Source organism: Thermoanaerobacter mathranii subsp. mathranii str. A3 (assembly GCF_000092965.1).
Lineage (GTDB): Bacteria > Bacillota > Thermoanaerobacteria > Thermoanaerobacterales > Thermoanaerobacteraceae > Thermoanaerobacter > Thermoanaerobacter thermocopriae.
In genome coordinates, this window is the sequence record NC_014209.1 from 1,200,160 (window position 1) to 1,214,571 (window position 14,412).

Genomic DNA, 14,412 nt, shown 5'->3' on the forward strand with positions numbered 1-14,412 from the left:
AAATTTGTAAAATATGTAACGTAGAAATCGATTCATTTACTTTTAAATTTTAAAATTAGGAGGATAATAAAATGTCAAAAGAATCGTTAAATCCTTTGATTATTGTGCAAAAGCAGATTAAAAATGCTTGCGACTTGCTGGGGGTAGAAGAATCTGTTTATGAAGTTTTAAAAGAACCTATGAGAGTTTTAGAAGTTTCTATTCCTGTACAGATGGATGATGGCACAGTAAAAGTCTTTAAAGGTTATAGGTCTCAACACAATGATGCATTAGGGCCCACAAAAGGAGGAATAAGATTTCATCCTGACGTTACATTAGATGAAGTAAAAGCCTTATCCATGTGGATGACATTTAAATGCGGGGTAGTGGGACTTCCTTATGGAGGAGCAAAAGGTGGAGTTGCAGTAAATCCCAAAGAATTGTCAAAAGAGGAGCTACAGAGGTTGAGTAGAGGTTATATAAGAGCAATAACGAGTATAATAGGTCCTAATAAAGATATACCCGCACCAGATGTAAACACTAACATGCAAATTATGGCCTGGATGGTAGATGAGTACAACAAAATTGTAGGTTATAATAGCCCTGCTGTCATTACAGGAAAACCTTTGATATATGGCGGATCTAAGGGAAGAACCGCTGCAACAGGGTATGGAGTTGCGTTAATGGCACGAGAAGCTATAAAACGTTTACATACGGATTTTAAAAATTGCACAGTTGCTATACAGGGGTTTGGAAATGTCGGAAGTCATACAGCTTTAAATTTTCAAAGATTAGGTGCTAAAATTGTAGCAATAAGTGATGTTTATGGAGGCATATACAATAAAGGTGGAATTGATGTTGAAAGATTAGTAGAACATGTAAATAGGACAGGGGCAGTGTGCAATTTTGAAGGATCAACCAGTATAACAAATGAAGAACTTTTAAAATTGGATGTAGATATTTTAGCTTTAGCCGCTCTAGAAAATCAGATAACTTCTGTCAATGCTGTAGAGGTAAAAGCGAAAATAATTTGCGAAGGAGCAAATGGCCCCACCACTCCTGAAGCAGATAAGATTTTAGCAGAAAGAGGTGTGTTTGTAGTTCCGGATATTTTGACTAATTCTGGAGGAGTGATAGTTTCGTACTTTGAATGGGTACAAAATCTTATGAATTATTACTGGGCAGAAAAAGAAGTAGAAGAAAGGCAGGAAATTATAATGGTAAACGCTTTTAACGCTATATATGAATTGGCAAAGCTGTACAAAGTCGATATGAGGACTGCAGCTTACATGATATCAATTAAACGAATTTATGAAGCTATGAAAATTAGAGGTTGGCTATAAGGCCTTCGATTGAAGGTCTTTTTTTAATATGGTAAAATATTATAAAAAGTTGAAAGAGGAGGCTTCTTTATGGTAAGAAGTCTTCTAACTGTAGATTGGGATTATTTTGTACTTTCTAAAAATGACTGGTTTTTCTCTTCTATAGAAAATGATAAAAACTTAACTCAACTGTGGTATAAAAGATATATAAAAAGAAAATTAGAGGGAGAAGATTTAGAAAAGACTATAAAAGTAGGTAAAGTTATAAAAGGCTTCTGGGATAAAATAAAAACACAGCTTAAGTTTGATAAAAACATTAAAGTTTTTGTCTCCGAATCCCACAAAGTTGCCTATTATTTAGCAAAAAATTTTGGATGTTCTGAAGTAGTTTCTTTTGATGCCCATTCTGATTTAGGATATGGGGGACTACCTTCACTGGATTTTGAATTAAATTGTGCTAATTGGCTAGGTAAGCTTTTAAAAGAAAATATAGTAAAAGGAGCTAAAATTGTATACAGTCCTTATTCCTTTGAAAAACCTTCAGATTTTGAGGAGTTTAACAATATTTACAACATAAAGTATTATAAATCAGTAGAAGAATTACCAAAAGAGAATTTGATTGGAGTTATTCACATTTGTAGGTCGGGTATTTGGGCGCCTCCTTGGCTAGATGAAAGATTTGAAAAGTTTATTATTGAATTGGGCTTGCCTTTTAAGAAAATTGCAATAAAACAGAGAAAGTGGGAAGTATCAAGACTTTCTTACGCAGATCAAATTTTTTACCTGAATTTTGCATAAAATTTAAGGAGGAATTGTATGACTACGCGATTGTATATAGTACGCCATGGTCAATCAGAGTGGAATTTACACAATAAAATGCAAGGAATACAAGATATTGATTTGACTCCTACAGGTTTAAAACAGGCTAAACTACTGGCAAGTCGATTAAAAAATGAGAAAATAGATTGTATATATTCAAGTGATTTAAAAAGAGCTTATATAACTGCGCAAATAATTGCAAAAGAATTTGGATTAGAAGTTCATAAAGTTTCTGAGTTGAGAGAAATGTCTTTTGGTATATGGGAAGGACTTACAGCAGAAGAAATTAATGAATTGCATAAAGAAATTTATACATTATGGAAAACAAATCCTATTAAAGCTAATATAGAAAAAGGAGAAACTTTAGAAGAAGTTCAAAAGAGAATGTTAAAAAAGACATGGGAAATAGTTAAAGAAAATGATGGTAAAAATATATTGATTGTTTCTCATGGGACTTCTATAAAAGCTTTGATTTTAGGACTTTTAGGAATTGAGTTAAGTTTTTATCCCAAGTTTAGACTAGATAACGCTTCTCTTAATATAATAGACGTTAAGGAAGATGGGAAAACTGTTTTAGTACTATTTAACGACGCTTGCCATTTGGAAAGAGAGGAAAAATAATAAAATGAAAAAAGTATTTGTAGTAGGCGGCGGCCCAGCAGGAATGATGGCAGCCTTAGCAGCAGCTATGATGGGAAAAGAAGTAAGTATATTTGAGAGGAATAACATTTTAGGTAAAAAGTTGTTAGTTACAGGTAATGGAAGGTGTAATATTACCAATTTTGCTGACAAAGAAAAATTTTTTGAGAATATTCCAGGAAATAGTAAATTTTTATATAGCGCTTTTAGCAAGTTTTCAAATAAGGATTTAATAGAGTTTTTAAATAAAAATGGGCTTAAAACTAAAATAGAAAGAGGATTAAGAGTTTTTCCAGTTTCAGATAAATCGATAGAAGTGAGAGACTTTTTTGTAAATATGCTTAGAAAATATGGAGTAAAAGTAAATTATAATTGTAGAGTAAATGATATAATAGTGAAAAATAAGCAAGTAAAGGGCATAAGTGTTGGTGAAAGTGTTTTAAACTGCGATAGTGTAGTATTAGCAACAGGAGGAGTATCATATCCTACGACTGGTTCTACTGGTGATGGGTATAAAATAGCTAAGAAATTGGGACACACAATTGTAGAGCCTTTTCCTTCTCTTGTACCAATTGTTACATATGAAAATGTAAGAGAATTGATGGGGCTTACTCTTAAAAATGTCAAGGTTTCTGTTTTTTTTGGAAAGAAATTGATAAGAGAAGAGTTAGGGGAAATGCTTTTTACCCATTTTGGACTGTCAGGTCCTGTAATACTTACATTGAGTAGGTTTTTACATGACTACTTAGGTAAGGGAGAAGTGGTAATAAAAATTGACTTAAAGCCGGAACTTACTATTGAAAAGCTGGAGGAAAGAGTATTAAGAGATTTTAATAAGTACCAAAATAGAAATCTGAAAAATGCCTTGGAAGATTTATTGCCTCATTCATTAATCTTATATGTTATAAAAAGGGCTAATATACACCCTGATAAAAAAGTTAGAGAAATAACAAGGAGCGAAAGAAAAAGTTTGGTCACCAATTTAAAAAATCTTACTTTTAAAGTAAAAGATCTAAGACCTATAAGAGAAGCTATTGTTACAGGTGGTGGAGTAAGTATAAAAGAAATAAATCCCTCTACGATGGAGTCTAAAATAATAAAAGGTCTATTTTTTGCTGGTGAAATTATAGACGTAGACGGGCTTACTGGTGGCTTTAATTTGCAAATCGCTTTTTCTACGGGGTATGTAGCAGGAATCAATGCATGAATGTGAAATGCGGGAAACCGCATTTTTTTATTTATTTTGCATAAGATATAATAAGAAAAGGAGGATAAATATGGGAAAAAGAGTTAAAAGAAAAAAATACAGATATGTTGACAGTGAAAGTATTCTTTTAGTATTGATAATGGTAGGACTTTTAAGTATAGCTATAACTCAGCTTTTGATGACGAATGATGACATAAGAGTTTTTTTAAGTTCTACACAGAAGTTGGAGGGCATTAATTTAGACTCTAATCTTTCACAAGAAGGTAAAGTGACAATTGAAGTTGTAAACAAGGATAAAGCATTAAATTCCTTTGTATTGCTAGACGGAGAGCCAGTTGCAAATTTTTTTGCCAAGTCTATTACTATTTCAGTAAGGCCAAATCAAATTCTTGAAATAGATGGCACAAGAGAAAAGGAATCTCTTCATTTTAAGGTGGTAGCAGTTAGTGAAAATGTAATTGAGCCGCAAAATACCACTGTAGTTAAAGTAGATAAGAATATACAAAAAATATGTATGATTAGGCTTAAATAATTTATTTGTAAGGGGTAATTATGCTATAATATAAAAAAAAGACAAAAGATAATAGGAGAGGAGAATGCCCTATAAAAGTCATAAGAGGTGCTATAACTTCCCAAAATACAAAAGAAGATATTTTAAAGGATACTACTATTCTCATTGAAGAAATTATTAAAGCAAATGAATTAGAAGAGAAAAACATAATTTCTATTTTTTTTAGTGTAACTTGTGATTTAGATGCGGTTTACCCTGCCGAAGCAGTTAGGAATATGGGTATGACCTCAATACCTATGATGTGCTTACAAGAAATGGAGGTAAAAGGCAGTCTCAGTCATTGCATAAGAGTTGCGGTTTTTACAAATTTAAGTGATGATAAAGAGGTAAAACACATTTATTTGAAGGAAGCAAAAAAGCTTCGTCCAGATTTAGTTTGAGGTGATAGTATTGACTATAAAAATAGCGATAGATGGACCAGCAGGAGCTGGTAAGAGCACTGTTTCAAAAAAATTAGCTAAGCTTTTAAATTATACCTATATAGATACAGGTGCTATGTATAGAGCCATTACGTATAAGGCCCTACAAAAGGGAATAAAATTTATTGAAGAAGATAAAATATCTGATATTGCGCAAAGTACAGATATTACTTTAGAAGGAGAAAAAATTTTTTTAGATGGTAAAGACATTTCTGAAGAAATAAGAAAACCTGAGGTTTCTGAAAAAGTTTCTCTGGTGTCTAAAATACCTAAAGTTAGAGAGATTTTAGTACAAAAACAAAGAGAAATTGCCAAAGGCAAAAATGTAGTAATGGATGGAAGAGATATAGGTACAGTTGTGTTGCCTGATGCACAGTTCAAATTTTTTTTAACTGCTTCTTTAGAAGAAAGAGCAAAGAGGCGTTATAGAGAACTTAAAACTAAAAATGTAAATGTGAGTTATTATGAAGTGGTAAAAGAAATAGAAAACCGTGATACCATAGATTCCCAAAGAGAAACATCACCTCTAAAAATTGCTAAAGATTCTATTGTCATTGATACTACCTATCTTTCAGAAGAAGAAGTTGTAGAAAAACTGTACAATATCATAAAGGAAGGATTAAAAGGGGAAATTTAAGTATGTTTTATTATATTGCTAAAATTATTGTACGAGCAATTATAAAAGTGATATTTAAAATAGAAATAAAAGGACTTGAAAATATTCCTAAAAAAGGCCCGGTAATCATTTGTTCTAATCATATAAGTTTTTTAGATCCTCCTGTAATAGGTGCACTTTTAAATAGGCGAATATATTTTATGGCAAAAGAAGAGCTTTTTAAAAATCCCTTTTTAAGGCTTCTTTTAGGGACAGGCTTAGGAGCTTTTCCCGTTAAAAGAGGTACCGCTGATTTATCAGCTATTAAAACTGCTTTAACTTACTTAAAAAAAGGAAAAGCAATTGGAATTTTTCCGGAAGGTACAAGAAGTAAAACTGGTCAGCTTCAAAAGGCTGAACCAGGAGTTGCTATGTTAGCCATTAAGGGAAACGCTCCAGTAGTGCCTATAGCGATTAAAGGTAGATATGGTCTCTTTTCTAAAATTATTATAAATATCGGTAAACCAATGAATTTTGATAAATATGCTAATTCTAGACTTTCATCTCAGCAACTTTTTGTTATTGGAGAGGAAATAATGAAAGAAATTGCAAAATTGTTGTAGGAGGTCAAGAATGAAAATATTGATTGCTGAGTATGCAGGTTTTTGTTTTGGCGTAAAAAGAGCCATTGAAACTGCATATTATGAAATTGAAAAAAACTCAGGCCGGAAAATATACATGCTAGGTGAAATCATTCATAATCCACAAGTTATATCGGACTTATCGAAAAAAGGGGTTAATATTATTGAAGAAGAAGAGCTGGATAAATTGACTGAGGGCGATAAATTAATTATCCGAAGTCATGGGGTGTCTAAAAAATTATACGACTTTCTTGCTAAAAAAGGAATTGAGGTCATAGATGTTACCTGTCCATTTGTAAAAAAAGTCCAAGATATAGTTTATGAGCACTACCATAAGGGTTACTCTATTATTATTGTAGGAGATAGAAATCATCCAGAAGTAAGAGGAGTAAATGGATGGTGTGATGACACTGCCTATGTGGTAAATTCAATTGAAGAAGCTCATAAATTACCTAAATTGGAGAAGGCATGTGCAGTTGCGCAAACCACCCTCATTGGAAGGTATTGGGAAGATATTTTAGAAGTAATAAAGCTAAAAGTTAAAGACCTTGTTTTTTTTAATACTATATGCGATGCTACCCAAAAAAGACAAGGATCTGCAGAGCAGCTCTCAAAAAAAGTAGATGTGATGTTTGTGATTGGTGGAAAGCATAGTTCTAATACTCAAAAGTTAAAAAAGATATGTGAAAAAAATTGTAAAAATACTTTTCATATAGAAGATGCTAAAGAATTGACTCTTGAGATGGTAAAAGACCGAGAGATTATAGGGATAACAGCAGGAGCTTCAACTCCTGATTATGTAATAGAAGAGGTAATAAAGAAAATTAGATTTTTAAAAGGGGAAAAGGAAGAAGAGTGATTTTTTAAAGGTTATTGTGAAGATATTGTACAAATAAAGCATTAAAAGTTAGAATTAGTGTAGGAGGAATATTTAATAAAAATTTTTAAACTGTCATGTAAAAAACCTTGACAAAAGAAAAAAATCTGATAAAATTAAAATCATTGAATGTATACATTATTTTAGTAAAGGAGGCAGGATACAAAATGAATGCTTTGGGTCGCCACATTTTGGCAGAGATTTATGGGTGCGATAGCGACATTTTAGACAACTTGGAATTAATCGAAGACATAATGGTTCAGTCTGCAATAGTATCAGGCGCAGAGATACGGGAAGTAGCTTTCCATAAATTTAATCCCCAGGGCGTAAGCGGAGTAGTGGTCATATCAGAATCTCATATAACTATCCATACTTGGCCAGAATTGGGTTATGCCGCGGTTGACGTATTTACTTGTGGCGATGATGTCAATCCGTGGGATGCCTGTAACTATATAGCAAAAATGTTAAGAGCACAAAACATGACTGCAACAGAGGTAAAACGTGGAGTATTCGAAAAACCAGTGAAGGTGGTTAATTACTAATTTAATTTCATCCGAAAAGTTATTAAATTGTGGCTTTTAAAGCCACTTTTTTCTATAATTAGAGGTGAACATATTTATGGTAGGTTATGAGGACTTTGTAAAAAAAATACATAAATTAACTGGAATAGATTTGTCTTTATACAAGGAAAAGCAAATGAAGAGAAGATTAGAATCTTTGATTACTAGCCGTAAATTTAGTTCCTATGAGGAGTATTATAATGAACTTACTATCAATAAAACATTATATGAGGAGTTTCTAAATTACATTACCATTAATGTAACTGAATTTTTTAGAAACCCTTCACAATGGGAAATCTTAGAGAAAGACCTTTTACCCCACATTATAAAAAAAGGTTTTAGAGTATGGAGTGCCGCTTGTTCTACTGGAGAAGAACCTTATTCTGTAGCTATGCTTTTGACAAAATTTATAGATCTAAAAGATGTGACAATTATTGCTACTGATATAGATGTAAGCGTACTAGAAAAAGCTAAAAAAGGTATATATTCGGTTGAGACTGTTAAAAAAGTACCTCAAGAATATTTAGGAAAATTCTTTAGAAAAAATGATGACAAAAGTTATCAGATAACTGAGGATATTAGAAAAAGTGTGCAATTTGAAAGGCATGACTTATTGAATGACGAATATCCAAAAAATATAGATTTATTAATTTGTAGAAATGTGTTAATATATTTTAATGATGCAGCTAAAGATAAAATATATAAAAAATTTTATGAGTCTTTAAATGACGACGGAATATTCTTTGTGGGTAGTACAGAGCAAATAATATTGCCATATAGATACAATTTTGAACCAATTAAAACTTTTTTTTATAGAAAAATTACTCCCCAGAGATAAAAGAGGTGTTAATAATGTCTACTAACATTTATGTAACTAAGGAAGAATTAAAAAAACAAGAAGATATAATGAAAGAAATTGCAGAAAAAAATAAGGGCAAAGACCTTTATTATCATATTGAAACTTATGGATGCCAAATGAATGTCCATGATTCAGAAAAACTGGCAGGTATGCTAGAAAAAATGGGATATAAATATACTGAAAATCTGGAACAAGCTGATGTTTTACTTTTTAACACTTGTGCTGTAAGAGAACATGCTGAAATAAGAGTATTAGGAAGAGTCTCACAAATGAAAGAATTGAAGGCTAGAAATCCTAATTTAATTATTGGTGTATCTGGCTGTATGATGCAAGAAAAAAATGTAGTAGAAGCTATTAAAGAAAAATATTCCTATATAGACATTGTTTTTGGAACTCATAATATATATAAATTTCCACAGCTTTTATGGGAAGCTTTAAACTCTCAAGATATAGTGATAGATGTTATAGAAGATACAAAAAATGTAATTGAAGAGTTACCTGTCAAGAGGGACAGCAATTTAAAGGCATGGGTTAATATTATTTATGGTTGCAATAATTTTTGCACCTATTGCATAGTGCCATATACAAGAGGCAGAGAAAAGAGTAGAAAGCCAGAAGATATAGTAGCAGAAGTAAAAGAATTAGCTCAAAAAGGGTATAAGGAAATCACTTTATTAGGACAAAATGTAAATTCCTATGGGAAAGACCTTGATGAAAATATAACTTTTGCAAAACTACTTTACAAGCTAAATGAAATTGAGGGAATTGAAAGAATAAGGTTTATGACCTCTCATCCTAAGGACATTTCTGATGAATTAATATATGCTATGAGGGATTTAAATAAAGTTTGTGAACATTTGCATTTGCCTGTACAAGCTGGTAGCAATAAAATTTTAAAAAAGATGAATAGAAAATACACCAAAGAGCACTATTTAGAAATTATTGATAAAGTAAGAAGTAACATTCCAGATATTGCAATAACAACAGATATAATTGTAGGTTTCCCAGGTGAAACAGAAGAAGATTTTTTGGAGACGTTGGATTTAGTACAAAGAGTACGATTTGATGCCGCTTATACTTTTATATACTCTAAAAGAGCAGGTACTGTTGCGGCAAATATGCCAGACCAAGTAGATGATGCTGTAAAACATGAGCGTTTAGAAAGACTTATAGAGTTACAAAACAAAATCAGCTTAGAAAAAAGTGCAGAATTGAGAGGAAAAATTGTGGAAGTATTGATAGAAGGGATTAGTAAAAGAGACAGCAATAAATTGACATCTCGAACTCGAACCAACAAAGTAGTTCACTTTGTAGGAGATGAAAGCCTTATTGGTAAACTTGCCAATATTAAAATAACCGAAACCAAAGCTTGGACAATGCAGGGAGAATTGGTAGAAGTTATAAGATAAAAGTGCGCCTATATGGGCGCTTATTTTTATGATATAATAAAAAGGAGTCGGAGGTGCAAAAAAATGGCCGTCACTCCAATGATGGAACAATACCTTAAAATAAAAGAAAAATATAAAGATGCAATACTATTTTTCCGCTTAGGGGACTTTTATGAAATGTTTTATGAAGATGCAGAAATTGCTGCTAAAGAGCTTGAAATAGCTTTGACAGGAAGAGACGCAGGAACGGAAGAAAGAGCCCCAATGGCTGGTGTTCCTTATCATGCAGCAGACTTTTATATAGACAAGTTGATAAAAAAAGGATATAAAGTTGCTATTTGTGAGCAATTGGAAGATCCTGCAAAAGCAAAAGGATTGGTAAAGAGAGATGTAGTAAGAATATATACTCCGGGGACAATAATAAATCCTGAATCAATGGATGAAAAAACAAATAACTATCTTGTGTCTGTCTTTAAAGAAAGGGACAATTATGGAATTTGTGCTGTTGATGTAACAACTGGAGATTTATACGCCACAGAAATTAAAAATTGTAAAGACAACAAAAAAGTTTACGATGAAATAATAAAGTACGCTCCTTCAGAAATAATCGCCAACGAAGATTTTTTAAAAAACAATAAGTATATAAAAATCTTTAAAAGTAACAATTGTGCTGTAAACACTTATGAAAAAAAACTTTACTATGAAGAAAAGAGTAAAATAATAGAAAATCAGTTTAATAAAAAACTTGAAGAATTAGGAATAAAAGATAAGCCCTATGTAGTAAATTCACTATCTACTCTTTTCTGCTATTTAAACGAATTGCAAAAAACTGCTTTAAAGCATATAAACAAACTGCTTATATATGAGGATAACTCCTATATGGGATTAGACAGCAATGCAATAAAAAATTTAGAAATATTAGAATCCAATAAAAACAAGTCAAAAAAAGGTTCTTTATTAGGAGTTTTAGATAAAACTGTGACTCCGATGGGGGGAAGGCTTTTAAAAAAATGGCTAGAAGAACCTTTGCTTAACAAAGAGCATATTGATGCTCGGCTGCAAGCAGTAGAAGAGCTTTTTAATGATTATAAAAATCGTCAGGATTTAAAACAACTTTTAAATAAAATCTATGATTTAGAAAGATTGAGCAGCAAAATTGTTTATCAGAGTATTAATCCAAAAGATTTTATTTCTATAAAATTATCTCTTCAAAATTTGCCCTATATTAAGGAAATATTGCAAAGATTTAGTTCGCGGCTTTTGAAAGATATATACGAAAAGTTTGATACCTTACAAGATATATACGAATTAATAGATAAGTCGATAAAAGATGATCCCTCAACTCAATTAAAAGAAGGAAACATCATAAAAGATGGATACAATGAAACAGTAGATAAGCTGAGAAAGGCTTCGGTAGAAGGCAAAAATTGGATTGCAAACCTTGAGGCTGAGGAGAGAGAAAAAACCGGCATAAAAAATCTGAGAATAGGTTACAACAAAGTTTTTGGTTACTATATCGAAGTTACAAAATCTAATATACCACAGGTTCCTGAAAAATACATACGAAAACAAACGTTGGCTAATGCAGAAAGGTACGTAACGCCTGAGCTTAAAGAAATAGAAGAGGCTATATTGGGAGCAGAAGAAAAATTAATAGAGCTTGAATATCAGCTTTTTAACGAAATAAGAGAAAAAATAGAACTCCAAATTGTAAGGATACAAGACACAGCCAAGTATATAGCTACAATTGATGTACTTATTTCCTTTGCAGAAGTTGCAGAAACCAATCGATATACAAAGCCCATAGTAGATTATAGTGACAGAATAGTTATAAAAGAAGGCAGGCATCCAGTAATAGAGACTATTTCTGATGAATCATTTGTAGCAAATGACATAGAGATTGGTCCTGAAAATCCTATCATGATAATAACGGGCCCTAATATGGCTGGTAAATCTACGTATATGAGACAGGTTGCTTTAATTGTATTGATGGCACAGATAGGTTCTTTTGTCCCCGCTTCTTACGCTAAAATTGGGATTGTGGATAAAATTTTTACAAGAGTAGGAGCATCCGACGACATCTTTGCAGGGCAGAGTACCTTTATGGTGGAAATGTCTGAAGTGGCAAATATATTAAAATCTGCTACTAGTAAAAGTTTAATAATACTAGATGAGGTAGGAAGAGGTACAAGCACTTATGATGGTATGAGTATAGCTCATGCAGTTATTGAATATATTCATGAAAAGATAAAGGCTAAAACTTTGTTCGCTACTCACTATCATGAATTAACAAAACTTGAAGGCAAGATGAAGGGAGTAAGGAATTATAATGTCTCAGTAGAGGAAAGAGAAGATGACATAATATTTTTACGGAAAATAGTACCTGGTGGTGCGGACAAAAGTTATGGAATTCAAGTTTCAAAATTAGCAGGGTTGCCCTATAGCATTGTTGAAAGAGCAAAAGAAATATTAAAAAGTTTGGAAAATGATACTGTGATAAAGTTCGAGTTAGAAAACGCAGCACAGCAGCTAGCGTTTACTCAAATAGACATTTTTTCTACAGCTAAGGATTCGTTAATTGAGGAAATAGCCAATTGTGATTTAGATAACATGACTCCAATTCAAGCTTTAAATTACTTATATAAATTAAAGGAGAAGGCAATTTCTCTAAGGAGCGGAGTATGATGAATAAAATTCGCCTTTTGGATGAAAAGACAATAAATAAAATTTCTGCAGGAGAAGTTGTTGAAAGGCCGGCTTCTATAGTAAAAGAATTAATTGAAAATTCTATTGATGCAGGTAGTAAAAATATTACTGTAGAAATTTTGGAAGGTGGTATTCCTTATATAAAGGTATCTGACGACGGCTGTGGAATGAATGAAATAGACGCTATTCTAGCTTTTGAAAGACATGCCACCAGCAAAATTAAATCTGATAATGACCTTTATAATATAGGGACATTAGGGTTTAGAGGAGAGGCCTTAGCCAGCATTGCCGCAATTTCTCATGTAACTTTACAGACTAAAGAAGAAGGTGCTTTATTTGGCACTAAAGTTGTTGTGGAAGGCGGGAAAGTAATAGAGAAAACTAATTGCGGTTGTGCAAAAGGATGTAGCGTTGAAGTACGAGATGTGTTTTTTAATACACCTGCACGAAGAAAGTTTTTAAAAAAACCTTCAACAGAGGCCATGTATATAACTGATACCGTAACTAAATTGTGCCTTTCCCATCCTGAAGTTTCTTTTAAATACGTAAAGGACAAAAAATTACAATTTATAACATCAGGAAAAGGAGATGTAGAAGATGTAATTTTAAGACTTTTTGGAAATGAAGTTTATTCTTCTCTCATGTCAGTTTCTTTTCAAACAGAAGATTTAAAACTGAAGATTTTAGCAGGTAAAAATTCTTTAAATTATTCTAATAGGAATATGCAGTTTTTTTATGTAAATGGAAGATACGTAAAAAATAGGACCCTCTCAGCCGCTATCGATGAAGCTTTTAAGACTTATATACCTGTAAATCGATATCCTGCTGTTTTTTTGTACATGGAAATAGACCCAAGGCAAATTGATGTGAATATACATCCTTCAAAATTAGAGATAAAATTTTCAGATGAAAGAAGGGTTTTTGAAACTGTTTACAAAACTATAAAGGATAGCCTTCATAAATATAACTTGATACCAGAAGTAAAAATTAAAGAAAAGAAAAATATCTTTAAAATTGAGACTCCAACTATTTCAGCTGAGCAGGCGAAATTATACTTGACTTCTTCTGATAAAGAATTAGAAGAGGAAAAAAAGAAACTTGACAATGAATTTAGAGGTAAGAATGTTTTTTTAAAAGATAATGTATTAAAAGAAAATAGTAAAAATAGTAGTTTAGACAACCATTTGGCAGTTTATGAGGAATATGAAGATGAAAAAGAAGAAGTAAATAAAAAAATGACATTACTAAAAAAATAAGTGATATAAGAATAGTAGGTACATTGTTTTCTACTTATATAATTGTAGAAAAAGAAGATGTGTTTTATATAATTGACCAACATGCTGCCCACGAAAGGATTTTATACGAAAAGTTTACTTCCCAATATGAAAAAATTCAAACAAAGCAGGTAACATTTCCTATTGTAGTAGAATTGCAACCAGGAGATTTAGAACTTGTTCAACAAGAGAAAAAACTCTTAAATAAGTTAGGTTATACATTTGAGGAATTTGGGAATAATTCTATTATATTAAGGGAAGTACCTGTAATTTTAGGACAACCAGAAGCAAGGCAGTTATTTATAGAGATAGTAGAAAAACTTAGAGATAAGGAACTTATCAATAAAATATCTTTAAAAGAAGAAAGCATTATAATGATGGCTTGTAAAGCTGCAGTAAAAGCCATGGATAATTTATCTGAAAGAGAGATTTATAAACTCTTTGAAGATTTGAAGATTACAGAAAATCCTTACACCTGTCCTCACGGAAGACCTGTTATAATCGCTATAACAAAGACTCAATTAGAAAAAATGTTTAAAAGAATTATGTAATATAA

Annotated in this window: 14 protein-coding genes and 1 pseudogene; all 15 read left to right on the forward strand. The window is 31.8% G+C overall.

The window, feature by feature from the left end:
- Positions 1-71 precede the first annotated feature (71 nt).
- Positions 72-1,322 carry a Glu/Leu/Phe/Val family dehydrogenase gene (locus tag TMATH_RS05930; protein ID WP_013150306.1) on the forward strand — a complete coding sequence of 417 codons (1,251 nt, stop codon included), beginning with the start codon at positions 72-74 and terminating at the stop codon, positions 1,320-1,322.
- A gap of 69 nt (positions 1,323-1,391) precedes the next feature.
- Entirely contained in the window at positions 1,392-2,099 is a 708-nt protein-coding gene (locus TMATH_RS05935) for a hypothetical protein (protein WP_012995201.1), read from the forward strand.
- Positions 2,100-2,117: 18 nt separating this feature from the next.
- Entirely contained in the window at positions 2,118-2,741 is a 624-nt protein-coding gene (locus TMATH_RS05940) for a histidine phosphatase family protein (protein ID WP_012995202.1), read from the forward strand.
- A gap of 4 nt (positions 2,742-2,745) precedes the next feature.
- Positions 2,746-3,966 (forward strand): BaiN/RdsA family NAD(P)/FAD-dependent oxidoreductase, encoded by a 1,221-nt coding sequence (locus TMATH_RS05945; RefSeq protein ID WP_013150307.1) that lies wholly within the window; start codon positions 2,746-2,748, stop codon positions 3,964-3,966.
- A gap of 70 nt (positions 3,967-4,036) precedes the next feature.
- Positions 4,037-4,498 (forward strand): hypothetical protein, encoded by a 462-nt coding sequence (locus TMATH_RS05950; protein ID WP_012995203.1) that lies wholly within the window; start codon positions 4,037-4,039, stop codon positions 4,496-4,498.
- A 119-nt stretch (positions 4,499-4,617) separates the two neighbouring features.
- A complete protein-coding gene (gene aroH / locus TMATH_RS05955) occupies positions 4,618-4,917 on the forward strand; it encodes a chorismate mutase (RefSeq protein WP_232192635.1) in 300 nt (99 codons plus the stop codon).
- Between the two features lie 10 nt (positions 4,918-4,927).
- Positions 4,928-5,593, forward strand: a complete 666-nt coding sequence (gene cmk / locus TMATH_RS05960) for a (d)CMP kinase (protein ID WP_013150309.1) — start codon at positions 4,928-4,930, stop codon at positions 5,591-5,593.
- A gap of 2 nt (positions 5,594-5,595) precedes the next feature.
- Positions 5,596-6,174 carry a lysophospholipid acyltransferase family protein gene (locus tag TMATH_RS05965; RefSeq protein WP_013150310.1) on the forward strand — a complete coding sequence of 193 codons (579 nt, stop codon included), beginning with the start codon at positions 5,596-5,598 and terminating at the stop codon, positions 6,172-6,174.
- Positions 6,175-6,184: 10 nt separating this feature from the next.
- Positions 6,185-7,051 (forward strand): 4-hydroxy-3-methylbut-2-enyl diphosphate reductase, encoded by an 867-nt coding sequence (locus tag TMATH_RS05970; protein ID WP_013150311.1) that lies wholly within the window; start codon positions 6,185-6,187, stop codon positions 7,049-7,051.
- 185 nt (positions 7,052-7,236) lie between these two features.
- Positions 7,237-7,611, forward strand: coding sequence for an adenosylmethionine decarboxylase (gene speD / locus TMATH_RS05975; protein WP_012995208.1), 375 nt, complete (start codon positions 7,237-7,239; stop codon positions 7,609-7,611).
- Between the two features lie 76 nt (positions 7,612-7,687).
- Entirely contained in the window at positions 7,688-8,467 is a 780-nt protein-coding gene (locus tag TMATH_RS05980; RefSeq protein WP_012995209.1) for a CheR family methyltransferase, read from the forward strand.
- A 14-nt stretch (positions 8,468-8,481) separates the two neighbouring features.
- Complete coding sequence (gene miaB / locus TMATH_RS05985; RefSeq protein ID WP_013150312.1) at positions 8,482-9,897, forward strand: tRNA (N6-isopentenyl adenosine(37)-C2)-methylthiotransferase MiaB; 1,416 nt, start codon at positions 8,482-8,484, stop codon at positions 9,895-9,897.
- A 63-nt stretch (positions 9,898-9,960) separates the two neighbouring features.
- Positions 9,961-12,561: a DNA mismatch repair protein MutS gene (mutS, locus tag TMATH_RS05990; RefSeq protein ID WP_013150313.1), complete on the forward strand. Its 2,601-nt coding sequence runs from the start codon at positions 9,961-9,963 to the stop codon at positions 12,559-12,561.
- Positions 12,561-13,838, forward strand: coding sequence for a DNA mismatch repair endonuclease MutL (mutL, locus tag TMATH_RS05995; protein ID WP_456300349.1), 1,278 nt, complete (start codon positions 12,561-12,563; stop codon positions 13,836-13,838). Before mutS ends, mutL begins: the two co-directional genes overlap by 1 nt.
- Positions 13,829-14,407, forward strand: a pseudogene (locus TMATH_RS12580) (DNA mismatch repair endonuclease MutL); the annotation flags it as partial. The gene mutL and the pseudogene TMATH_RS12580, both read left to right, overlap by 10 nt.
- Between the last annotated feature and the right edge of the window lie 5 nt (positions 14,408-14,412).

Coding starts and splice junctions, on each gene's coding strand:
- TMATH_RS05945 (WP_013150307.1), top strand. CDS start 2,746: ATGAAAAAAGTATTTGTAGTAGGCGGCGGCCCAGCAGGAATGATGGCA.
- TMATH_RS05950 (WP_012995203.1), top strand. CDS start 4,037: ATGGGAAAAAGAGTTAAAAGAAAAAAATACAGATATGTTGACAGTGAA.
- mutS (WP_013150313.1), top strand. CDS start 9,961: ATGGCCGTCACTCCAATGATGGAACAATACCTTAAAATAAAAGAAAAA.
- TMATH_RS05970 (WP_013150311.1), top strand. CDS start 6,185: ATGAAAATATTGATTGCTGAGTATGCAGGTTTTTGTTTTGGCGTAAAA.
- TMATH_RS05930 (WP_013150306.1), top strand. CDS start 72: ATGTCAAAAGAATCGTTAAATCCTTTGATTATTGTGCAAAAGCAGATT.
- mutL (WP_456300349.1), top strand. CDS start 12,561: ATGAATAAAATTCGCCTTTTGGATGAAAAGACAATAAATAAAATTTCT.
- TMATH_RS05980 (WP_012995209.1), top strand. CDS start 7,688: ATGGTAGGTTATGAGGACTTTGTAAAAAAAATACATAAATTAACTGGA.
- TMATH_RS05940 (WP_012995202.1), top strand. CDS start 2,118: ATGACTACGCGATTGTATATAGTACGCCATGGTCAATCAGAGTGGAAT.
- TMATH_RS05935 (WP_012995201.1), top strand. CDS start 1,392: ATGGTAAGAAGTCTTCTAACTGTAGATTGGGATTATTTTGTACTTTCT.
- miaB (WP_013150312.1), top strand. CDS start 8,482: ATGTCTACTAACATTTATGTAACTAAGGAAGAATTAAAAAAACAAGAA.
- speD (WP_012995208.1), top strand. CDS start 7,237: ATGAATGCTTTGGGTCGCCACATTTTGGCAGAGATTTATGGGTGCGAT.
- TMATH_RS05965 (WP_013150310.1), top strand. CDS start 5,596: ATGTTTTATTATATTGCTAAAATTATTGTACGAGCAATTATAAAAGTG.